Origin of the sequence: Leptospira johnsonii (genome assembly GCF_003112675.1) — a bacterium.
In the GTDB taxonomy this organism is placed as follows: domain Bacteria; phylum Spirochaetota; class Leptospiria; order Leptospirales; family Leptospiraceae; genus Leptospira_B; species Leptospira_B johnsonii.
Window position 1 is genome coordinate 572,237 of the sequence record NZ_BFAY01000011.1, and the last position, 20,953, is coordinate 593,189.

The 20,953-nt window shown below is 41.0% G+C and carries 21 protein-coding genes and 1 tRNA gene; 7 read left to right on the forward strand and 15 right to left on the reverse strand.

The window, feature by feature from the left end; translation table 11 throughout:
- Position 1 precedes the first annotated feature (1 nt).
- Both LPTSP_RS11610 and LPTSP_RS11615 read left to right on the forward strand, forming a co-directional pair.
- Positions 2-1,501: a polyamine aminopropyltransferase gene (locus LPTSP_RS11610; RefSeq protein ID WP_167396457.1), complete on the forward strand. Its 1,500-nt coding sequence runs from the start codon at positions 2-4 to the stop codon at positions 1,499-1,501.
- A gap of 148 nt (positions 1,502-1,649) precedes the next feature.
- Positions 1,650-2,027, forward strand: a complete 378-nt coding sequence (locus LPTSP_RS11615) for a hypothetical protein (protein ID WP_108928908.1) — start codon at positions 1,650-1,652, stop codon at positions 2,025-2,027.
- On the opposite strand, the gene LPTSP_RS11620 is transcribed toward LPTSP_RS11615, so the two are convergent.
- The 10 genes from LPTSP_RS11620 to LPTSP_RS11665 form a co-directional block, all read right to left on the reverse strand.
- Entirely contained in the window at positions 2,002-4,026 is a 2,025-nt protein-coding gene (locus tag LPTSP_RS11620; protein WP_108928909.1) for a PP2C family protein-serine/threonine phosphatase, read from the reverse strand. The genes LPTSP_RS11615 and LPTSP_RS11620 overlap by 26 nt on opposite strands.
- An 11-nt stretch (positions 4,027-4,037) precedes the next feature.
- On the reverse strand, positions 4,038-4,517 hold the full coding sequence (locus LPTSP_RS11625) for an EVE domain-containing protein (RefSeq protein WP_108928910.1): 480 nt from the start codon (positions 4,515-4,517) through the stop codon (positions 4,038-4,040).
- Positions 4,514-6,490 carry an ATP-dependent zinc metalloprotease FtsH gene (ftsH, locus tag LPTSP_RS11630; RefSeq protein WP_108929887.1) on the reverse strand — a complete coding sequence of 659 codons (1,977 nt, stop codon included), beginning with the start codon at positions 6,488-6,490 and terminating at the stop codon, positions 4,514-4,516. Before ftsH ends, LPTSP_RS11625 begins: the two co-directional genes overlap by 4 nt.
- A gap of 262 nt (positions 6,491-6,752) precedes the next feature.
- Positions 6,753-7,316 carry an aminoacyl-tRNA hydrolase gene (pth, locus tag LPTSP_RS11635; protein ID WP_020769266.1) on the reverse strand — a complete coding sequence of 188 codons (564 nt, stop codon included), beginning with the start codon at positions 7,314-7,316 and terminating at the stop codon, positions 6,753-6,755.
- Between the two features lie 42 nt (positions 7,317-7,358).
- Positions 7,359-7,982, reverse strand: coding sequence for a 50S ribosomal protein L25/general stress protein Ctc (locus tag LPTSP_RS11640; RefSeq protein ID WP_108928911.1), 624 nt, complete (start codon positions 7,980-7,982; stop codon positions 7,359-7,361).
- 18 nt (positions 7,983-8,000) lie between these two features.
- A complete protein-coding gene (locus LPTSP_RS11645; RefSeq protein WP_108928912.1) occupies positions 8,001-8,942 on the reverse strand; it encodes a ribose-phosphate diphosphokinase in 942 nt (313 codons plus the stop codon).
- Positions 8,939-9,694 (reverse strand): sugar phosphate nucleotidyltransferase, encoded by a 756-nt coding sequence (locus LPTSP_RS11650; protein ID WP_108928913.1) that lies wholly within the window; start codon positions 9,692-9,694, stop codon positions 8,939-8,941. Before LPTSP_RS11650 ends, LPTSP_RS11645 begins: the two co-directional genes overlap by 4 nt.
- 25 nt (positions 9,695-9,719) lie before the next feature.
- A tRNA-Gln gene (locus tag LPTSP_RS11655) sits at positions 9,720-9,795 on the reverse strand.
- Positions 9,796-9,805: 10 nt separating this feature from the next.
- Entirely contained in the window at positions 9,806-10,699 is an 894-nt protein-coding gene (locus LPTSP_RS11660) for a 4-(cytidine 5'-diphospho)-2-C-methyl-D-erythritol kinase (RefSeq protein ID WP_108928914.1), read from the reverse strand.
- A gap of 45 nt (positions 10,700-10,744) precedes the next feature.
- On the reverse strand, positions 10,745-11,698 hold the full coding sequence (locus LPTSP_RS11665; protein ID WP_108928915.1) for a helix-turn-helix transcriptional regulator: 954 nt from the start codon (positions 11,696-11,698) through the stop codon (positions 10,745-10,747).
- Positions 11,699-11,860: 162 nt separating this feature from the next.
- On the opposite strand from LPTSP_RS11665, the gene LPTSP_RS11670 reads away from it, so the two are divergent.
- Positions 11,861-12,166, forward strand: coding sequence for a hypothetical protein (locus tag LPTSP_RS11670; RefSeq protein ID WP_108929888.1), 306 nt, complete (start codon positions 11,861-11,863; stop codon positions 12,164-12,166).
- A gap of 233 nt (positions 12,167-12,399) precedes the next feature.
- Positions 12,400-12,810, forward strand: a complete 411-nt coding sequence (locus LPTSP_RS11675; protein ID WP_245915556.1) for a 5-fold beta-flower protein — start codon at positions 12,400-12,402, stop codon at positions 12,808-12,810.
- A gap of 105 nt (positions 12,811-12,915) precedes the next feature.
- Here the strand turns inward: LPTSP_RS11675 and LPTSP_RS11680 are convergent, their stop codons facing one another.
- Positions 12,916-14,481, reverse strand: coding sequence for an LA_3751/LA_3752 family putative glycosyltransferase (locus LPTSP_RS11680; protein ID WP_108928917.1), 1,566 nt, complete (start codon positions 14,479-14,481; stop codon positions 12,916-12,918).
- 128 nt (positions 14,482-14,609) lie between these two features.
- On the opposite strand from LPTSP_RS11680, the gene LPTSP_RS11685 reads away from it, so the two are divergent.
- The gene (locus LPTSP_RS11685) at positions 14,610-14,846 is read left to right on the forward strand and encodes a hypothetical protein (RefSeq protein ID WP_108928918.1); all 237 of its coding nucleotides are present in this window, start codon (positions 14,610-14,612) and stop codon (positions 14,844-14,846) included.
- 101 nt (positions 14,847-14,947) lie between these two features.
- Here LPTSP_RS11685 and LPTSP_RS11690 read toward each other — a convergent pair whose 3' ends face one another.
- Positions 14,948-15,283 (reverse strand): LIC10421/LIC12816 family protein, encoded by a 336-nt coding sequence (locus tag LPTSP_RS11690; RefSeq protein WP_008595389.1) that lies wholly within the window; start codon positions 15,281-15,283, stop codon positions 14,948-14,950.
- Positions 15,284-15,858: 575 nt separating this feature from the next.
- Between LPTSP_RS11690 and LPTSP_RS11695 the strand changes: the two genes are divergently transcribed.
- Positions 15,859-16,281: a VOC family protein gene (locus tag LPTSP_RS11695; protein ID WP_108928919.1), complete on the forward strand. Its 423-nt coding sequence runs from the start codon at positions 15,859-15,861 to the stop codon at positions 16,279-16,281.
- 6 nt (positions 16,282-16,287) lie between these two features.
- On the opposite strand, the gene LPTSP_RS11700 is transcribed toward LPTSP_RS11695, so the two are convergent.
- Complete coding sequence (locus LPTSP_RS11700; RefSeq protein WP_174704459.1) at positions 16,288-17,400, reverse strand: helix-turn-helix domain-containing protein; 1,113 nt, start codon at positions 17,398-17,400, stop codon at positions 16,288-16,290.
- Between the two features lie 116 nt (positions 17,401-17,516).
- Between LPTSP_RS11700 and LPTSP_RS11705 the strand changes: the two genes are divergently transcribed.
- Complete coding sequence (locus LPTSP_RS11705) at positions 17,517-18,659, forward strand: DJ-1/PfpI family protein (protein WP_108928921.1); 1,143 nt, start codon at positions 17,517-17,519, stop codon at positions 18,657-18,659.
- Positions 18,660-18,674: 15 nt separating this feature from the next.
- Here the strand turns inward: LPTSP_RS11705 and LPTSP_RS11710 are convergent, their stop codons facing one another.
- Both LPTSP_RS11710 and LPTSP_RS11715 read right to left on the reverse strand, forming a co-directional pair.
- Complete coding sequence (locus LPTSP_RS11710; RefSeq protein ID WP_108928922.1) at positions 18,675-19,913, reverse strand: M48 family metallopeptidase; 1,239 nt, start codon at positions 19,911-19,913, stop codon at positions 18,675-18,677.
- Between the two features lie 11 nt (positions 19,914-19,924).
- Positions 19,925-20,944, reverse strand: coding sequence for a helix-turn-helix transcriptional regulator (locus LPTSP_RS11715; protein WP_108928923.1), 1,020 nt, complete (start codon positions 20,942-20,944; stop codon positions 19,925-19,927).
- Positions 20,945-20,953: the final 9 nt, after the last annotated feature.

Genomic DNA, 20,953 nt, shown 5'->3' on the forward strand with positions numbered 1-20,953 from the left:
ACTGCAGAGAGCCCTATTAATCTCCGTCTTAATCCTTTCTTCCTGCGGTTTAGTATACGAACTATTAGCTGGTACAGTGGCGAGTTACCTACTCGGAGAAACAGTCACCCAATTCTCTTTAGTCATAGGGGTATATCTATTCTCCATGGGTATCGGCAGTTGGCTTTCCAGATATCTAATAGAAGATCTGATCCCTAAGTTTCTGGATGTGGAACTCGCCTTAGGGTTATTAGGCGGATTCAGTGCGGCAATTTTGTTCTTAAGTTTTGGACAAACCAGGATTTTCCAAATCCCACTATTCAGCATCGTAGTGGCAGTAGGCACTTTGGTGGGAATGGAAATCCCTCTTCTTCTCCGGATCCTAAAAAATAAATTAGGATTTCGTGATATGGTTTCCAAGGTGCTCAGCTTGGATTACGCCGGAGCACTTCTAGCATCTTTGGCATTCCCTATATTCTTTGCTCCTAAATTGGGAATGGTGAGGACCTCTTTCTTTTTCGGATTATTGAACGCCGGGACCGCATTATGGGGCACATTCGTCCTTCCCATATCCGAAAAACATAAAAACTTACTAAGAGCAAAATCCTTTCTTGTATTGACCCTTTTAGGATTAGGATTCGCATTCTCGGAGATGATCACTTATTATAGTGAAGAAAATCTTTTTTCTGACGAGATCATTTATTCCAAACAAACTAATTTCCAAAAGATCATAGTCACCAGATACAAGAGTGAACTCAGACTATTTTTGAATGGGCACCTGCAATTCAGCTCCAGGGACGAGTATAGGTATCACGAAACATTAGCGCATCCGGCCCTTCTCTCTCATCCAAACCCAAAAAGAGTATTGGTTTTGGGAGGTGGAGACGGACTCGCAGTCAGAGAAATATTAAAATATCCAGGTATAGAATCCATTACCTTGGTGGATCTGGATCCTGAGATGACACGTATCTTTTCAGAACAGCCCATTCTCACTGAGATCAACGGATCTAGTTTAAAAAACCCGAAAGTAACAGTACAAAATGCGGACGCATTTTTATGGTTAGAGGAATCTAGTTCAGTATTCGACGTTGTCCTAATTGATTTTCCGGATCCAAGTAATTTCTCTATCGGAAAATTATACAGCACCGCATTTTACAGAAGTTTAAAACGAAGGCTCAACGAATTTTCAGTCGTAGAGATACAGTCCACTTCTCCACTATTTGCCAGAATGTCCTTCTGGTGTGTGGAAGCTACCCTCAAGGAATCAGGATTTAATACCAGAGCATTGCATGTATACGTTCCTTCTTTCGGAGAATGGGGTTTTATTTTAGGAAGTGTGGGCAAGCTTGGAGGATACAGAAAAGATCTTCCAGCAGGATTAAAATTCCTGAATGAAACGGAGCTCAAATCCATTTCGGAATTTCCCCAAGACATGTCCAAGGTGCCTACTGAACCGAACAGATTGGATAACCAAAGTCTTGTGCGTTATTACGACCAAGAATGGAATCGTATCTTAGATTAAAAGGATCCGAACTTCTCCCTTTACTTAGGTTCCCAAAATTTCAAAGCAGTATAGATTTTTAGAAACTAGGATTCTTTCTTAAAAAGCGGAAAGAACTTCCCTAAACTTATTAAAACTTAAAAATTGATGAAAAAGAGGACTTTCTTAGATGAACCGTAAACTTAAAAGTATCTGCATCGTATTATTATTCTTATTAGGCGTTTCCGCTTCTCATGCACAATCCGCAACCACGGAAACCACGTTACACGACTTTATGGAAGATTATACTAAGCCTGCTTCCAAAAAAGCTAAAAAAGGAGACAAGGCCGCACTCGAAAGGATCTTGAAAGAAGTTCCAAACTGGGCCTTGGACGAACAAAAAGCAAAATGGAAAGAGATCACCGATACAGCTCTTGCTTCCGGAGATCTGGAATCTTCCTGCAAAAACTGTCATAAAGAATACAAAAAAGAATATAAGAAGAGCTACAGAAAACGTCCTATCCAGGTTTCCAACGATCTGATCAGCTTTTTGAAAAACTCGAAGTAATTTCCTTCTTAAAACTTTCATCGGGGATCGGCAAATAATCCAAGACGAGAAAGGTCAAATCGTCTTCGAAATGTTTTCTGTTCCCTGTAAAACTTCTCACAGTAGCAAATAGATCCTCGGCCAGTTTTTCTCCCGAGGATTGCATATGTTCGCTTAACAACTTATAATATCTTTGGAATCCGAAAATTTCACCGTTTTTGCTTCTGGCTTCGGTGATCCCGTCCGTATAAATGATCAAACGATCTCCGGGTTTCATCTGGAATTCGATCACGGAGTTTTTTAGATTCGGATCCATTCCCATGATCCAACCTGGTAAAAATATCTCCTTAGTATCTCCTGATTCCTTGTCTATAGCAACGATAGGAGGATGCCCCGCATTGGAATAAGTCACCTTTCCGTTTGCAGGATCGATCAGAAGATAAGCTGCAGTGATAAAATGTTTTCCATACTTGCCGCTCAAAGACCTGTTAATACTTCTTAAAACTTCTGCAGGATCTTCATTCTTTCTGGATTCAATGGAGAAAGCCAACTTCACCATGGAAGAAATGATCGCAGCAGGAACGCCGTGACCGGAAACATCAGATAAAAAGATTCCCAACTTACCTGATTCCAAATGTTGGAAATCGTAGAAGTCCCCTCCTACGGAACTTGCAAATTCACTTCGCACGGAAAGTTTGAGATTTTTCACTTCAGGCAAACGATCCGGAAGAATGGACTCTTGCAGTTCTCTTGCAATCTTCAGCTCTTGTTCGATCTCAGTTAACTTTAACTGGTTTTCGTAATTTTCTAACCTTGCTTGTAGAGAATCTTTCTCTAATGTTTTGATCCTATCCGCCAAAGCAAAAGAAAGAAGTGTCATCTCCACCAAGGAGCCGAACTGAGCGGACCAATGTGTAAGTTCCGTGTCCTGGATAATGGACAAATTCCTAAGAGCTGTAATCAGAACAAAAAGGATCAGAACGGACCAAGCTAATAGGAAATAACGTGCAGGGCGGTATCCTCTTCTCAATCGGATCGCAGCAGAATAGATCACCAAAACCGCTGCCAGGAAAGGATACCAGGAAACTGCCCAGATCATAGGTCCGTAAATGCTGGAGAATAAAGAGGCAACAAATCCTAAAATCGCAACTCCGGACAGTATTAAGAAAGCATAATTCTTCCAGCCTGTCTCTCTTTCCATATGTAAGAAGGAACGAGTAAACAAAAGAGAAAACGCCACAGACAAGAACGCGAAACCAGTCAGATAATCGTTCCAAGAAGTGGCTGGAGCAGGGATTAAATATTGAGGTCCAACTCCTGTGACCGCCATCTGCCAGAATCCATAAAACAACAAATATAGAACATAGAAGAAATAACTGGAGTCCTTCACTACGAAGGCAAGAAATCCGTTATACACCAACATGATCCCAATGGCTCCAAAGAATATCCCTAAGAATAAATTCTCCATTTGGATATGAGCAGCGAATTCCTTCGGAGCCCATGCTTGGAAATTCAAAACCAAGGATCTTCTTGTAGAAGCGTGGATTAAAAATTCTTCCTGTTTGTTCGGAGGAGTCTCAATCAGAAATGCAGGTTGGATATAGGACATCCTCAGATCTCTGGAAAGTTCGGACCAGGCCCATCCCCCCGGTCCCCATACTCTTTTGTAGACTATGAGATTTTCCATACCGGGGTTATTCAAAACCAGATACCAGGAAATCGTTCCTTCTTTAGGTGGGGCTTGTATCTTGAACTTTATTAAAAACTGATCGTCGGTGAAACTGAAAGAGAGACTGTCCTTATCCACTTTTGTCCAGTCACCCGATTCTAAGTCGGTTGGAGTTTGAACTTCTCCCGGACGGATCTTTCTGATGGAAGTAAATTTATTTATAGGCGTTCCGGACATAGAGCCGGAGATCGGAAAAACGGGAACATCTTCCTGAGAATATAGAGAGCCTATGCTTAGGATAAGGATCAGCAGAATGAAGCTGAAGTTCCGAATTTTTCGGAAAATATTCACCAAAAATCTCCCTAACCGGGAAGACTTTTTGCCCCGGCCAATTTACAAATATAATGAAAATGTTCTTCGCTAACCGGTTGGATCGAAAGTCTACCCCCCGGCTGCAAAAGGACCATTCCTTTTAGTTGCCCGTGGGATCTTAATTCTTCTAGCGAAATAGGGCGAGAAAATTTTTCCTTAAATTTCACATCCACCATGAACCAGGTCGGTTTTTGTGGATCACTTTTTGGATCATAATACTTATGTTTCTTATCAAAAGCAAAATGATCTGGGTAACCTTCTTTGACTACTTCCGCAAGTCCTGCTACATGAGGAGGTTTACAACTGCTATGATAGAATAGGATCAAATCCTTTTTTTTGATCTCATCCCTTAGGTAATTTCTCGCTCCATAACCCCTGACTCCCTCCCAAGGCGCTATTTTGCCGGGAGAAGAAGCCAAAGTATCTATGGAAAAAACGTCAGGCTCGGTTTTAAAAAGCCAGAATTTCATTCAATGCCGGTAGAATATGCGGGTTTGCTCGGAATTTCTCCCGCCTTCTCCTTTTTGCTAGAACGTTCCGTTTTCTTTTTAGTTTCTTCGTGAGCCGGATGAACGATAGCCATCAATTCATCATGGTTGACCGTTTCTTTTGCAAGCAGCGCTTTCGCAAGATTCTCGAATTTTGTGGAGTTCTTACGAACTAATTCCCGACCTTTGTCAAGACAGGTCTGCACTATATTACGGATCTCCTTGTCGATCATGGCCGCAAATTCTTCGCTATAAGCCTTATTACTTTGGCCCATATCTCTTCCTAAGAAAGGACTTTCGTGGCCGCTACCGTAATTGATCGTGCCCAGTTTTTCGGACATTCCCCAATCGCAGACCATTCTTCTTGCGATATTGGTTGCTTGTTGGATATCGTTGCTGGAACCGGTAGAAGTCATTTTGAATTTGTATTCTTCTGCGATGAACCCGCCCATACAAACTACGATCTGATCCAACCAGTATCCTTTAGTATGAATATGTTTGTCCTCTGTAGGAAGAGATTGTGTAAGACCTAATGCCCTTCCTCTCGGAATGATAGTCACCTTATGGACCGGCTCGGTATAAGCCAGAAGTGTTCCTAAGATCGCGTGACCCGCTTCGTGATATGCAATCACCTCTTTTTCCTTTTCGGAAATGAAGAAGGACCTACGCTCAGGACCCATCATCACTTTGTCGCGGGCTTCTTCTAATTCTTCTTGGGTTACACGTTTTTTATTCTTACGTGCAGCAAGTAAAGCGGCCTCATTGATCAGGTTAGAAAGATCCGCACCTGTAAATCCAGGGGTCCCTCTTGCGATTGAATTCAAAGAGATATCGCTGGTTAAAGGAACTTTTCTAGAGTGAACTTTTAAGATCTGCTCTCTTCCGTTCAGGTCCGGAAGATCCACCATTACCTGGCGGTCGAATCTTCCCGGTCTGAGTAAGGCTGGATCTAAAACGTCAGCACGGTTTGTAGCTGCCATTACGATCACACCTTCGTTTTTCTCAAATCCGTCCATTTCGACAAGCATCTGGTTTAGGGTCTGCTCTCTTTCGTCATGACCACCGCCCCATCCGGCTCCTCTCAATCTTCCCACTGCATCAATCTCATCTATAAAGATAATACATGGAGAATTTTTCTTACCTTGTTCGAATAGATCTCGAACACGAGAAGCTCCTACACCCACAAACATTTCTACGAAGTCGGAACCGGAAATACTGAAGAATGGAACGCCAGCTTCTCCTGCAACCGCTCTAGCTAGAAGTGTTTTACCTGTTCCGGGAGGACCCACTAAAAGAACTCCGGTCGGGATTCTTGCGCCCATAGCTTGGAATTTTTTAGGATCTTTTAAGAATTCTATAATTTCGACCAATTCGGTTTTGGCTTCTTCGCAACCTGCAACGTCTGCGAAACTTACCTTAACCTTTGGATCCACAGTCAATTTAGCTTTGGATTTTCCGAAAGAGAAAGCCTTATTGCCGGTAGACTGGACCTGGCGCATAATAAAAAAGTAAAATACGAAAATACCGATCACTGCGATCAGAAGGAAGGAACTCAACATTCCAAATCCGTGTCCGTTCTCGGAAGGAACTACTTCGAGATCAATATTCGTTTTTCTTAAAGAAGAAAGGAATTCTTTGTCGATAGGAGCGATCCGGGTCTCGAAACGAACAGGAGTTTTTGCGGATCCTTCTTCGAATGGTTCGTAACAACCTTTGATCATGTCCCCTTCTAGGATCAGCTTATCACAGCCTGGAAAGTTGGAATCGGTAGTCTTTACCAGTTTGCCTTTCGGTTTGGAAGAAACATCCGGCTCTACCATGCTCATAAATTGGGAAAACGGTAATATCCTAGGTTTGCCCAGAGCAGTTTGGATCTGCGGTACTAGAAGTGCTAATCCTAGGATTACTAAAATGAAAAGTATAAGTAATCTAAGACCTTTATTATTGTTATTCATGTGTAACTCCCAAGCTCCGCCATCTCCTCGGAGCCACATTCTTCCCGTAGATTAGACTAAAGGAAACAGGCCTTAAACCTGCCGGAATCGTAAACCGGTATACTCATTGGAAACCGATTTCTTACAAAAGGTTCCCCATAATCAGAGTCCCTTTTTTTCCGGAAAAGTAAAGGATTTTTAGATCTCGGCGGAACCGAGAGGAAAATTAGATAAAAGAAATTTATCCAGACCAGATCCGGATTTTTTTGAGAAAAAACAGATCTTACAATCTGTATTTTTCGATCACATCTTCTATATCGCCCAAACTAATGGAACGAATTGCTGCCTCTGCATCGTTGATGATCTGGATCAAACTTAAGTTCTCTAAAGGTTGGAAATCTTCCTTCAAAAATCCGTCTAGATTAGAACCGTCGAATTCGTCGTTTCCTATCCCAATTCGGATTCGGATAAAATTTGGAGAACGTAAGGATTGGATCACTGATTTGATCCCAGGATTCTCGTTCCCGTTAGCTCCCTTATCCACTACGATTTTACCCAAGGGTAAGGTCCAATCTTCGTGGATCACAAGAATATCCTGCACCTGAATTTTCAGGAAGGAAGCTATATACAGAACGGACTCTCCCGATAGATCGCTGAAGGTCTGAGGTTTTAATAATACAACCTCTTCTCCTTCGAAATCGCCTCGCCCAATCAAAGACTTTTTCTTTTTAGTCTTGATCTCGACGTTGATATTATTGGCGATCACGTCCAAAATTTTGAAGCCGATATTCGCTCGGTTATTATTGTATTTGTCTCCGGGATTACCCAATCCGACGATTAGCTTCATACAATAATGTACTCCAAATTTTTAGATCTCGGGATGGGGAAATTATTTCCCTTTTTTACCTGCAGGTTTTGCCCCAGCAGCTTCCTTAGCTTCTGCTCTTTCTTGAGCAAGTAAAGCTTTGGTTTTCAGAACTGCTGCTACGATCGGATCTCCGTTAACTAAAATTTCCCAACTTGCAGGAACTTTTAAGCTGCTAACTTTGATAAAATCGCCTACATCTAGATCGGTTACATCTAGAACTAGAGTTTCGACCAGATCCTCAGGAACGGTTTTCACACGGATCTCGTGGATCAAATGGTCGAATTGACCACCCATCTTAGAACCTTTTGCTGTTCCTTCGGTGCGAATTCCGATCTTAGTAACGATCTTTTTACCAGGCTCTACTTTGTAGAAGTCTACGTGGCGGATCCTGTCGATCTCAGGGAAACGTTGTACTTCTTTTACGAAAACCTTTTGGACTCCTTCTCCCTCCACTTCCAACTCGATCAGAGTGGATTGGCGAATCCCGGAATGAACTAGTTTTTCAAGTTCTTTCTCGTTTACGGAACCGGACGCGGCATTTCCGCCTCCGATAATGTTAATAGGAACTTGTCCTGCGGCACGAAGACGATTGTTTACGTTCTTGCCGGTTTCAGTCCTTTTTGTAACAACTAATTTGTGGCTCATGGTTTTTACCCTTGTCTCTTATATAAATAGATCGCTGACCGATTGATTGGTCGATATCCTCTGGATCGCAGCCGCAAATAGCGGAGCTACAGAGAGTGTTTTTAACTTAGCAATTCTCTTGGATTCTGGAATTTCGATCGTATTGGACAATACAACCTCTGTAAAAGGTGTAGCATTCAAACGATCTATAGCTTCTCCGGAAAGAACTCCATGAGTAGCCGCACAATATACCGACTTAGCTCCATTTTTCAAAAGCGCGTCGGCCGCTTTACAGATCGTGCCCGCAGTATCGATCATATCATCCAAAAGGATACAATTCTTACCTTCTATCTCTCCGATTACGTTCATCACTTCGGAAACGTTCGCCTTCGGTCTTCTCTTGTCTATGATCGCTAAAGTTGCGTTCACTTTTTTACCGAAGGATCTAGCTCTTTCCGCTCCACCAGAATCGGGAGAAACGATAACCAGATCTTCGAACTTTTTACTCAGTATATATTCTACCAGTACCGGGCTGAAATGTAAATTATCCACAGGCACTTTGAAGAAACCTTGGATCTGATCCGCATGAAGGTCCATTACGATTACTCTAGTCGGCCCTAAGGTCTCGATCAGATCTGCAACCACTCTTGCGGAGATCGGAACTCTTGGCTCCGCTTTTCTATCTTGGCGTCCGTAACCATAATAAGGAATAACTACTGAAATACTTTTTGCAGAGGCGCGTCTTAACGCATCCATGATCAAAAGTAATTCCATCAGGTTATCATTTGCGGGGGCAGAAGTTGACTGGATTAGGAATACGTCCCTTCCCCTTACATTCTCTTCTATCTTAACCGCGATCTCTCCGTCGGAAAATTTACGAAGATTGATCTTGCCAGGCTCTATCCCAAGCTCTTGGCAAATTTCATTTGCGATCGTACGATTGGAAGATCCTGAAAAAACTGCGATATTAGTGCCGCTCATTTCGCAACCACTCCGTTCAAAACTGCCGCTAAGTTTTCCAGGTCTGCGGGAGAATTCACACCTTGGCTTTCTCCGCTGTTTTTAAGAATTACTGCGCCCAACTTTTTTCCTTCTTTTTTATACAACTCTACTAGATCAGGAAGATAATATTCTCCCTGAGCGTTGCTGTTTCCGATTTTTCTAAGAGATTCGAAAAGAATTTCAGAACTGAAAACATAAGTTCCGGTGTTGATCTCGTTTATTTTTTTCTGTTCCTCATTCGCATCTTTTTCTTCAACGATTGCGGTCACTTCTCCCGAAGAATTACGAACGATCCTTCCATAACCGGTAGGAATATCTACCTTTGCGGAAAGAAGTGTAGCGGAGAATTCATTTTGGACATGTGTGGAAACGAGAGAACCGAATGTGTCCCCGGTGATCATCGGGACATCCCCGCAAGCTACAAGGATAGGACCTTTATGGGATTTAACTAATTCTTCGGCACATAATACTGCGTGAGCTGTGCCTAACTGCTCTTTTTGCTCGGCGAAACGAATGCCGGGAATCCCAGTGCAAAGGGCTTGGACTTCTTCTTTTTTATAGCCTACAACTATGACTATGTCATGGATCCCAGCCTCTTTGAGGTGGTCGATAACATGGTTTAAAAGGGGCTTTCCATTTAAAGGAACAGCCACCTTTGGGAGCTCCGTCTTCATGCGGGTTCCCTTTCCCGCAGCTAATACTACGGCGACTGCTTCCTTTTTGGCGTCCATTCAGTAATCCGGTGAAATCAAACAGTGGCTGGGCCGATAGGATTCGAACCTATGAAATGGCGGTACCAAAAACCGCTGCCTTACCACTTGGCGACGGCCCAGTTTCATTCTTTAATAATTAAAGCTTACAAACGTAAGGTCGGGAAATTCCGTTTGCATTTTGGCGAACAGCTCTTCCCGTATCTCCAATCCTTGCACCAAACCGTAGATACAAGATCCGGATCCGGTTAAGGAGGAGTAACTAGCTCCATTCGCCAAAAAACTTTCCTTTAATTTCCCTAGTTCGGGAAACTTTTGGAAGGCAAGAGGCTCGAAGTCGTTTACGAGCTTTTCTCTCAAAGCCGCCCAATTCCCTTCTTTTAAAGAAAACTCGACGTCATTGTCTAGAGAAATCCATCTTTTCGAGGGAGGGTCGGCTTGTAAAGGCTTTTTGAGCCCTGCGTACATTTCGGCTGTCGAGAGTATTTGAGGAGTTAAAGCCAGAATTCCCTGTCCGGGATGCACTTGTATATCCCTTAAGATCTCACCTTTTCCGGACACCAAACAATGATTTTCGGATAAGAAGAAGGGAACGTCAGCTCCAATCTCGGCCGCCAGTTTGAAAATATGGTCCGAATGAAACTCAGGCCCCAAACCGAAATAAAAAGAAAAAAGGGAAGCGGCGTTTGCGGATCCGCCTCCGAGTCCCGCGGCAGGAGGGATTCTTTTTGTAAGGTAGATCCTCACACCTGGAAGTTCTCTGTAATGTGCGCGGATCTTAGAAAAAGTTTTAAAAAGAATATTCTTACTTAAGTCTCCTTTCTCAGAGACCTCGTCGTACAAACGTCTTTTTTCTAAAATGATCTGATTATTGGAAACCAACTCGAAAGAACCGGGAGAGATCGGTTCTATCTGAATATCATCTCCCCAATTTAAACGTAAGAATACACTTCGGATCTCATGAAATCCGTCAGGCCTTTTATAAGGGATCTCTAGTCCTAGGTTGATCTTTGCGGGAGAAAGCAAGGTATATCCTGAATCAACTGCAAATAGAGAGAAGTCAATCGATTCCTAATTGGACGAACCGGAAGAAATCGTCTCCCAATATGCAGTCATCCTTTCCTTTAATCCAGGTGGGTTATGAAGAATTACGTTCGGACCAAAACCTTTCAGGACCGATAAGAACCAATCCTGGTTTCTGATCCTTGCCTTAGAAAGATAGTAAGTAGTGTCCCCGATCTGCTTTTTGGTAGTAGTTCTTTCCAAATGTAATCGAGAATGCAGATTAAAATATACTTCGGAAGTATGATAGATCTCCGCGAAATTGGAGTCCCCTTCTCCCCCTTGGACAAATTCTTTTAATTTGGAGATTGCATTCTTTCTTTCTGCGTCCGGGATTTCTGCAACATTCTCCTGGGTTGGATTCAATTGAAGAATAGAATCCAATCTGAATGTTCTGGGTGCCTTTCTGGAATGGCAATAACCGATCAAATATTCTTCTCTAAAACTTAATAATGCCCAAGGATCAACTTTTCTGGATTCCGGTTCGGCCTCTCCCTGCGCACGGTATTTGATCTGCAAAGATTTGCCTTCGGAGATTGCATTCTCGATATTCTTTCTAATTTCGTTTTCACTAGGAATACCCGCAGAAGGAAGAATTGTATGAATTTTATCTAATATAGATTTCAGGATCTTTTTTCGAGAAGGGCCTGTTTCTTTTTCGTCCTCTTCTAAAAATAGTTTTCGGATTGTGGCCCATTCTTTTACACTTAGGACCAAACCTTGATCCAAGCTTAAAGGCATACGAATGCCTATTGTCTCTCCATCGTAATCCAATTCCACAAATTGGTCAGGAGTATAAGGATAAGAACCCACCATGTATAATTTTCCGAGTTCTTTTTTGAGATCTTTTATATCATCGATACCGGAATACTTGGAAAGATCCTCCAAACTCATTCTTTTGTTTTCCTGCAAAAGATGAATCACTGCCAGTTTGGTTTGGAGTTTTTTCGTACTTGGATTCATGCCGGACATTCTTTCTTTCGGGAAATTTAGAGGCAATCAGAAATACGTATCATTTGAGAAGGAATTTTTCAGGCCCTCTTTTTACCGAATCGTAACCGAAAACATGGGATTTTTAGACGGATGATACCTATTTGTCCAGCCCTTCCAATAGAATGCGCTTCTATGGGCCAAACGTCTTTTTTAAAAAATACATTTAGACTTCTTCCTAAATTTTATCTGGAGTTATTCGATTCGGACCAAGTGTTCTTAGCGGCAGCACAGATGATCGGAAAGAGGATCTTGCGATTCCGCATAGATTCCAGAGTTTCTTATAAAAAAGGAGACGGAGTTTACGGAAGATTGTACGGACTTAGATCCAGTTTTTACATTCCAATCTCTGGAATTATTAAAGAAAGAAAAGAATTACAATCCAGATACTATTCTAAAGTTTGCGAATTGGAATTAGAATCCGACGAAGATATAGAATAGCGAATAACGTTATAATTCGATCGATCTCTGACACCTTCTGCTTGCAAAAGTCAACTCAGTTTGGGTAAAGGGAAATGAACAATACATTTTATTCAATGAATCTCATGTAGAGAAGTGATTTAGATTTCTGAGATAAAGAGAATAGTTAAGGAATAATCTGCTCCAAGTAAATATTCCGCAAAAATTATCTTCATACTTGTTAACTTTGACAGACGAATATAAAACGGAGATACATGATGAAATCAATTTTGAAACTCGTAGCTGTGGTCCTCTTTTTGAGCGCGGGCTTGGGCTCCTTGCAGGCAGGTGATCTGAGAAAGAACGGCTCTCTTATTGGCAGTATAGACTCCAGTGGAGATGTAAGGCTGAACGGGTCTCTCGTGGGAAGATTTGAATCCAGCGGAGATGTTCGGAAAAACGGAAGCCTGATCGGCAGAATTGACTCTAACGGAGATATTCGAATGAACGGGTCGCTAGTAGGTTCGATTGATTCCAGCGGAGATGTACGCAAGAACGGAAGCCTAATTGGGCGAATTGATAGCAATGGCGATGTACGAAAAAATGGTTCCTTGATCGGAAGTGCAGTAGGAATTCCAAGAGCCCAAGCGGCAGGATTCTTTTTCTTCTTCTTTTTGAACGAGTAAGATTGGAACAAAGCCACACTTCAATTGCCTGCTTCCATCCGGCTGCAGAATACAAAGGGTAAAACCTTTCTCGCCGGGGGAAGCAGCGTAAAACATTCCCTAATTCTATTTCTCTCTTTCCATAGAAAAGATCAGAACATCTTCCTTATTTTCAGACCAAACTCTTTTGAAATCAGGACCCAACGCTTGGGAGATACTATGATAATATTTATTTTTCAAAAAAGGATCTGAATCGTTCAAACTTTCCAGGATAGAAGCTTTTGTCTGAACGAATAATATCTTTTGGAATTGTTCCGGTTTATTTTTGGAGAAGAAGTTTTTAATATGGCCTTCCTTCATCAGCCAAACAGAAGGTGTTTGGAAGAAATATTTACCTAAGATCTGAGAATACGTCCTAATCTGGACCACAACCAAATCAGGTTTCTGTTCCAAATAGATCGCATTCAGTTTAGTAGTCTTTCTTCCATACTTTGCCAAGATCTGTGTATAAGAAAAACTGATATATACAGAATAGAAAAGGACCGTAAACAGTACAATTTTTGCGGTCTTGCGGAACTTCTCCCCAATACTATCTATCAAGATCAAAAACATCCCAACAAAAGCTGGCAAACTCAAATGCAGATATCTGGAACCAAAATCTATGATCCCATCGTTTGGTGCAGATATCACTAATACTATAAATGCGGCGAGGCCAGAAAAAACAAACAGATCCCGATTCGAGATCTCCATTACAGAATTCCTTTTAAACGGGTTCTTTTTAACGAAAATATAATATACAAAAAAGAATAGAACGATCAAAAACCCTGGAGTATAACCGAAAAATCCGATCCGGTTCGGGTTTGCGATCAATAGCCCTGTATAAATTTTCCATTTTTTCCAAGGATATAGAAACATTGTAGGCTGATTGAAGGAGAACCTTGGGCCCAATGGATGCCCGTATAGAATATACTGGATCCCAAACAAAAGCCCAACTCCTATTAAGAAGCCTATTAAATAACCTAAAATTTTCCTTCTTTCCTCTATATTAGAAAACCTATATATACTTAAAAAGAAGATAAAGGATAATGGAAATACGATACTTTCTATCCTAAACCATGCAGAAGAAGCGCAGATAAAACCTGAACTTACAAACACGAGCCAGGAAGAAGACGTGCCGGATCTTAAAAATAGAAAACTTCCCCCTAAAAATAAAAAGGAAGCGATCCCTACGTCCGGGAAAAAATATCCATTGATCAAAAATGGAGAAGCTAAAACCAAAACTCCCAAATAGATCGGATCCCAATCCCATAAAAGTGAAAGGAATAGAAAAGAAAGAAGTATTAAGATCGCGGTCGCGACATATACTCCTACTATCCCACTCCAAGGAAGAAATACCGCGTATACATAACCCAATGCAGCGGGAAATGGACTGATCAGTTCTTCACCGATACGGATACATTCGGTGGGGCAATAATTTCCTTCCGGGTCCAGGCTTTTAGAAGGCAGCGCCAAGTTACCCGAAAGGAATCCGTTCCTTCCAACGGATTCTCCCAATATAAATTTGCCCAAATGGTCGGAGTATAACTGTTCACCCGGCTTCAATAAGAACGGATATAAGAGAGGAAGAAGGAACAAAAAACAAAATATAAGCTTTGTCCATTTAGAATAGGACTTTCCGCCCAGGAAACTCATCAGGGCAAATTAGAAGGTGCAAACCGTCTCACAATCCTTTTTCGGAACGTTACCCATTCCCAAATCGGTTGACTGTCCGAAGGAAACCTGAAAGGGTCATAAAATCAGAGAATTCTCCGGAGAGTATGATGAAAAAATCGGTATTATTCATAACTTGTCTCTTATTTGCCGGAGGCCTGCTCGGCCAAGACACAAGCACTCAAACTTCTACCAGAGAAAAAATGGTCTGTGAACGTATGGACCTGGAGATCCAAAGCACTACTTATAACGACGCTTTGAGATGTGAGACCAAAGATGCGATTTGTTATATGATCGAAGGTTTCAGTATGAGCTGTTTTCCTAAAGAAAAGAAAATATCTAAATAAGTTACCTCGTCCGTTAGCGCATACAAAAAAGATAAACACATAAAAAAAGGCGCCTTACGGCGCCTTGCAGTCGATGGATTTTTAGGATTTGTGACTACTAATTAAAGATTGTTTAGAAATTCTTGAGTTCTTGCAGCTTCTGCTTCAAGAGCTTTTGCTTGTCTTAAGAATTTTTCAGACTGAGCGTTGCTAGCGAGGAATTTTCCTCCAGTAGAACGTTTAGCCAATGCTCTTAACTCTTCTGCTCTTTCATTTTTTTGCTGAGCGATTGCTTTCAAGTAAGTAGCTACTGCAACTTTTTGCTCTTTAGTAACCGCTGCGGATACCAAAGCTTGCTCTAAGAGACGATCTTCAGTATCTTGAGAAACCGCGAAAACGGAAGATCCTGCTAAGAAGCCTACTACCAAAAGAAGAGAAGTGAGTTTGTTGATTTTCATAAAATTGAAACCTCAAAGATTATTTTTATATTTTCTGTTCTTGTTTTCGCTTTATATCCATATGACCTATCTGCATATGCGAATGGAACAAAAAAATTTTTAAACTAATAAAAAATTAAAAATTTTTGTTAAACGAACTCAAAGAACCATTTATCACATTTACGTTTATTAGAATTGTCTAATTTTCCAAGCACCTTGTTTTAACTAGCTTCTATCCATTCACATTGAACAAAAAAGAAGCGAAATCGGATGATTTCTCAAACCGCTGCTTGAATCTAGTACAAGTATCGACCCGAAGGGTGTTTTTTTCAAGCCGAATCTTTATTAGAAATTCGAAAAATGCTTATTTTTTGAGCACATATCTTAAGCATTTCGCCTTTCTAATGGGCAAAATTGGGGGTAAAATCGGTGTTTTTAGGGGTAAATCGAAAAAATCCAATATGACGGATTTTTCTAATTTGTTCAAATTTTCACCTTCGCTTTGAGCTTGTCATGGGAAAAATTCGTAGATTACCCTTCACAATAAATAGGAAAGATCTTCTTTTTAGAGAAGATTACCCCAAAGGAACTATAAAATGAAATACTTACACGCTATGATCCGAGTAAAAGATCTGGATCTAGCATTGGATTTTTTCTGCAATAAACTAGGATTAAAAGAAACAAGAAGACATGATCATCCTGAAGGAAGGTACACTCTTGTGTTCTTATCGGAGTTAGATAAAAATTCTCCTGAAATAGAACTAACTTACAATTGGGACCAAGATTCCGCTTATACAAGCGGAAGGAATTTCGGTCATCTAGCTTTTGAAGTGGATAATATTTACGAAACCTGCGCGAATCTTCAGGCAAAGGGAGTAATTATCAATCGTCCTCCTAGAGATGGTAGAATGGCTTTCATTAGATCTCCTGATCTGATCTCTATTGAATTATTGCAAAAAGGAAAAGCATTAGAGATCTCCGAACCTTGGAAGAGTATGACGAATACTGGAGAGTGGTAAGCTGAATTAAGGCTTATTAGACAAAGAAGAACGATATTCTCCGGGAGAGCATCCGTATTTCTCCTGGAATAATTTATGGAACGCGGATTTGGATTTGAATCCTGCCGCGTATATTACTGAAAGCACGGACCTTTGGGGTTCTTCTCTCAACATTTTGGAAGCTTCTTCCAAACGAAATCCTGCGATATATTCCCTGAAGCCGATCCTCATCTTATCATTTAGTATCTCTGATAATTGGTGGGTCTTAATCTTCAATTCATCCGAAAAAATTGGAAGCGTTAGTTCTTCGTCCAGATAGAGCTTTTTGTCCCGCATCAGTTCTTCCATCTTTTGGATGACGGCATCCACATCCAGACCTTGAAGTCGGGTCTCGTTGTATCCTGCTTCCTTTGCGGTCTTTTCGAAAGAGACGATCAGATCAGGAGAAGTGGAAGCGCTTAAAAATACGAAACATACGATCAATGTAAGAGCGGCGGCGGCAACAATGAACAAAGGCATAAAGAAGATCTGAGCGATCACGAACAAGAAGATCACAAATATACTCGCGTAGAAGAGCGCGAGAAACGGGGAGAATACCCGAGCTTCTTCTTTTTGAACGAAGGTTTTCCATTTGCGGATCTTTCCGATCAGTAGAAGCGGATACACTAAATTGGAAACGGTTCCTAAGACCAAAAGGCCGAACAAGAATTGGAAATAAATGTTTCTGGGAGGATAAACACTTACATATTCTAATTTGGAATTCGGATCCGATAGAACGAAAGGTAGGAGAAACAGAAACGATACAATCCCTGGAAAAAAATGCACCAGGTTAAGTGCTCTTACAGTTAGTCCGCCTAATCTTCTAAAATATAAATACGCTAAAGGCCCTGTAAAAAATAGGAATGGGATATGGATTTCCGCAAACCACAGATATTCCTTTAACTGGTTGGATAATTCCAAATACAAATGGAATTGTACGATAGAAAGCGATAGAAAGAAGAATCCGATGGGTTGATTAAAAGCGGACTTGGTTTTGGATCCGAGATCGGTGCCTTGGATTTTCCGTCCCTTATTTCGGATAAATTCTGAAATGGCCAATAAGAATGAAAGTCCTGCTCCAAACGCCAGAAACGTATCCATAAAATGAAAGAGTCCGATTAGAATTGGATGTCCAGATTTTTTCCGGATTTTTCTTTTTTTAGTCCGTCCGGATACGGAAGGACGACCACTTTCGAAAAAGATCGTATCCTGAAAGCATGAAACATCTTAGCCCTCAACCAAATCGTTTTGTGAAATTCTTCAGCGGAAGTTTTGCTCTGATACTCTTATTCGGATTTGTGGAATACGGAACTTCTTCGGAAATCTTGAAAACACAGATCCAAGAAGAAGGTTCCAAAATCCCAATCTATCAATCCAGGTTCGGTAGAAAGCAGCCAATCATTGCTGTGATCGGCGAAAATCGAATGACCGAGTTGACCGACTTTATGATCCCGTATGGGGTTTTAACCTCTGCTAAAATCGCAAAGGTAATTGCTGTTTTCCCCAAAACCGGACCTGTCCAAATGTTTCCTGCATTAAAGATAGAAGCGGAAAAGTCTTTTGATCTTTTCGATTCGGAATATCCGGAAGGAGCAGATTACGTGATCGTGCCTGCAGTCCATTATTCGGAGGATCCTACTCTTCTCTCTTTCGTTCAAAAACAATCTGCAAAAGGTTCCACGATCATTGGTGTTTGCGACGGGGTCTGGGTATTAGCAAATGCAGGCGTTCTTAAAGATCATATGGCAACAGGTCATTGGTTTTCATTTTCTAAGTTAGAGAAAGAATTTCCAGAGACTACATGGACCAAGGATAGAAGGTACATTGCAGATCGAAAGATCGTTACTACAACTGGGATCACTGCGTCCATTCCCGTTTCCTTAGCTCTAATAGAAGCAATTTCCGGAAAAGAAAAAGCTCTAGAGATTGGAGCAGGCTTAGGAGCCAAAGATTGGAAACCTACTCATAAAAGTTCCGATTTTTATCTGAGTGGAAAAGACATGTACATTGCCGCGAAAAACTATTTGGGCTTTTGGAATTATGAGAAATTAGGTGTTCGAGTCTTTCCGGAGATGGACGAAGTTGTTCTGGCTCTACAAGCGGATTCTTTTTCCAGAACTTATAAGTCTGAGGTATTTTCCGTCTCGGACCAAAATCAGATCCGAACCAAAAGCGGTTTGTTATTACATGTAGATAAGAAGGAAGGAGAAGCCGCCAGCTTAGATTCTATTTTAGAAAATCTAAATGGAATGGCGGCAGTGACTGCTTACGATAAGAATTTGGCGGAGATCGAATCTAAATATGGAACTAACACTGCTGCTTTTGTTGCCTTGCAGATGGAATATCCTTGGAAGAAGTAAGCGCGAAAGCTGGGTTTATTTCCAGCCCTCTGCGAACTCGATCCTTTCCAATGTTGTGGGATGAGAATGTTCAAAAACGACTTCTAGTTTGTGAGGATTCAGCCTGGATTTATTGTCTTTTGCCAATTTGATCTCCGTACTGATAAATGATTTTTTGTCGTTGGTCAGCACAAGAGCTTCTCTGTCTGCCTGGGTTTCCAAAACTCTGGAGAGTGTAGCCGAGAAAGGTCCGAGTACTGTTCCAACAAGGGATAATATCAAAAACAGGAACGGTAAGGTAGAAGGAGAATAAAATTCTTTTAAAGGGATCTGCCCTTCTCCTTTTACTTTTTGGAATACATATCCTAATAAGAAACATAATAAGAAAGTTTCTAGAGTGCTAAGCGCGATCTCTATCATTTGATGATTGTGGACCCAATGCCCTATTTCATGTCCGAGCACGCTTACCACTTCTTCTTCCGTATGGTTTTGGATAAGTGTATCATATAAGAAGATCTTTTTACTTTCTCCCCAGCCTGTGAAATATGCGTTTGTATGTCCTGAATATTTGCTCTCGTTGATCACGTAGATATTTTCTACTTGAATATTCGCTTTTTGGCTCAGAGCTATTATTTTTGTTTTTAGACTTCCTTCTTGGATGGGACCGTAATCGTAAAAGATTGGAGTGATAAGAATCGGATACAATACGGACATGAGAAGTCCGAAACTCAGAGATAATATAGGAAGTATATATTTCCAAGCACGCGGAAGGTTTTTAAGTAAGAATGCGACTACTAAAACTACAAATTCGCCTAAGACCAATCCTAACCCGAACGATTTTGATTTAAATAAGATCCAATCTCCCAAATTCATATTAGAAAATTGGAATTCATGTTCAATCACATAACCGAAATAATAGCTGAATGGTAAGGAAATAATAAACTCTAAAAGATAAAAGGAAACGAAGAACAGAGATACTGTGGAATAAAATCTATCGCCCGTTTTTCTGCGGAAGTATTCTTCTAACTTTACTGAAATAGGCGTAAACACAAATGCTCCTGCTAAAGCAAAGTCGAGCAAGGAGCCTATGATGGAGACGAAAAATCCTCTTCTTTCGTAATCTATCCCCGAATTTATATCCTCTTGGGTAAAATACTTTAGAATTCTTTCATGTAACTCGGGAGAAAGATCTCCTTGGTAGGAGAAGTATTTCATTACGAGTGTGAGTAGGATCTGTAGGGAAAATAAAGAGAATAGGATGTTTTTTAGTTTCATGTAACGGTTTTTTATACTTTTTCGTAGAGTTCTGAGATCTGTTTTACTGAGTTTCGGAAGACTGAATTCAATTCTTCAGGAAAAACTGTTTCGATCGCATCCGGCCATCTCCATAAGAATGGTAATAATCCTTCTAGGTTGGTGGATTGGAAACTGAGTTTATTCTTTGCTTCGGTATATTTGATGCCTGTCAGGAATAATTTCGCTTTTACGAGACCTTCTTCTTTGCAGATCCATTCCACATTTTTGGGTTCGTGGACTGGAAATAGTCCTGCGTGTATGATTAGATCTTCTTCCGTTTCTTTTTTGGCACCTCTTGCCTGGTAGAGTGGATCTCCTTGTAGGAGTTCCACAGATAAGATCTTTGGTAGAACGAATCTTTTTTTGGCCTTTTCTTCCCTATCGTAAGCCAACAAATAATGATCCTGGCCCCCTTTTCGGATCAATCGGATCGGATCCGCTTCTTTCAGATAAGAATCTTCCGGAAAAGTTTTATAATATTTGATCCGGATCGGAGTATGATTTTTGAGAGCTTCCAATATTTGAAACGCGGTTTCTCCTAACTCTTCCGAATTTTCCTCCGGGTTTTCGTTCATTTCAGGAAAATATTCTAGATCTCCCGCGAATATTTTTCTAGCTGCAGTATAGAGTTCGTATTTTGGCGCCTCGGAATATCCCTTTAATAAGAGTGCGGAAATTTCCCTCAGTTCGTCTTCAGTAAACTCTAGAGTTTTGGAAAGTGGATCTTTTACGAGTACGTATACGAAATCTTTTCCGTTCTTTTGAGGATAATATTTGATATGAAATCCTAGGGCACCTAACTCTTCTATATCTCTGGATAATTTTCTTCTGTCCGAGTCCCTGTTCTCGTTATCGTAAAATCCCTGCATGATCTTTCTCAAAGAACTGAGCGTGATCCCTTCCGGAAATCTGAAAAAATTGAATAATAATGTGAGAAGCCTGTATTCCGTGGGATTCATCTCCCGCGGCTCGATTTCCTGATCTATATCTTTGTCTAGTTCTTCTTTCATGGCTCGTTT

What these genes read in the sequence shown, in the direction of transcription:
- LPTSP_RS11615 (WP_108928908.1), top strand. Translation starts at nt 1,650, where the DNA reads ATGAACCGTAAACTTAAAAGTATCTGCATCGTATTATTATTCTTATTA.
- LPTSP_RS11625 (WP_108928910.1), bottom strand. Translation starts at nt 4,517, where the DNA reads ATGAAATTCTGGCTTTTTAAAACCGAGCCTGACGTTTTTTCCATAGAT.
- ftsH (WP_108929887.1), bottom strand. Translation starts at nt 6,490, where the DNA reads ATGAATAACAATAATAAAGGTCTTAGATTACTTATACTTTTCATTTTA.
- pth (WP_020769266.1), bottom strand. Translation starts at nt 7,316, where the DNA reads ATGAAGCTAATCGTCGGATTGGGTAATCCCGGAGACAAATACAATAAT.
- LPTSP_RS11640 (WP_108928911.1), bottom strand. Translation starts at nt 7,982, where the DNA reads ATGAGCCACAAATTAGTTGTTACAAAAAGGACTGAAACCGGCAAGAAC.
- LPTSP_RS11645 (WP_108928912.1), bottom strand. Translation starts at nt 8,942, where the DNA reads ATGAGCGGCACTAATATCGCAGTTTTTTCAGGATCTTCCAATCGTACG.
- LPTSP_RS11650 (WP_108928913.1), bottom strand. Translation starts at nt 9,694, where the DNA reads ATGGACGCCAAAAAGGAAGCAGTCGCCGTAGTATTAGCTGCGGGAAAG.
- LPTSP_RS11665 (WP_108928915.1), bottom strand. Translation starts at nt 11,698, where the DNA reads ATGAATCCAAGTACGAAAAAACTCCAAACCAAACTGGCAGTGATTCAT.
- LPTSP_RS11670 (WP_108929888.1), top strand. Translation starts at nt 11,861, where the DNA reads ATGGGCCAAACGTCTTTTTTAAAAAATACATTTAGACTTCTTCCTAAA.
- LPTSP_RS11675 (WP_245915556.1), top strand. Translation starts at nt 12,400, where the DNA reads ATGATGAAATCAATTTTGAAACTCGTAGCTGTGGTCCTCTTTTTGAGC.
- LPTSP_RS11680 (WP_108928917.1), bottom strand. Translation starts at nt 14,481, where the DNA reads ATGAGTTTCCTGGGCGGAAAGTCCTATTCTAAATGGACAAAGCTTATA.
- LPTSP_RS11685 (WP_108928918.1), top strand. Translation starts at nt 14,610, where the DNA reads ATGAAAAAATCGGTATTATTCATAACTTGTCTCTTATTTGCCGGAGGC.
- LPTSP_RS11690 (WP_008595389.1), bottom strand. Translation starts at nt 15,283, where the DNA reads ATGAAAATCAACAAACTCACTTCTCTTCTTTTGGTAGTAGGCTTCTTA.
- LPTSP_RS11695 (WP_108928919.1), top strand. Translation starts at nt 15,859, where the DNA reads ATGAAATACTTACACGCTATGATCCGAGTAAAAGATCTGGATCTAGCA.
- LPTSP_RS11700 (WP_174704459.1), bottom strand. Translation starts at nt 17,400, where the DNA reads ATGGATACGTTTCTGGCGTTTGGAGCAGGACTTTCATTCTTATTGGCC.
- LPTSP_RS11705 (WP_108928921.1), top strand. Translation starts at nt 17,517, where the DNA reads ATGAAACATCTTAGCCCTCAACCAAATCGTTTTGTGAAATTCTTCAGC.
- LPTSP_RS11710 (WP_108928922.1), bottom strand. Translation starts at nt 19,913, where the DNA reads ATGAAACTAAAAAACATCCTATTCTCTTTATTTTCCCTACAGATCCTA.
- LPTSP_RS11715 (WP_108928923.1), bottom strand. Translation starts at nt 20,944, where the DNA reads ATGAAAGAAGAACTAGACAAAGATATAGATCAGGAAATCGAGCCGCGG.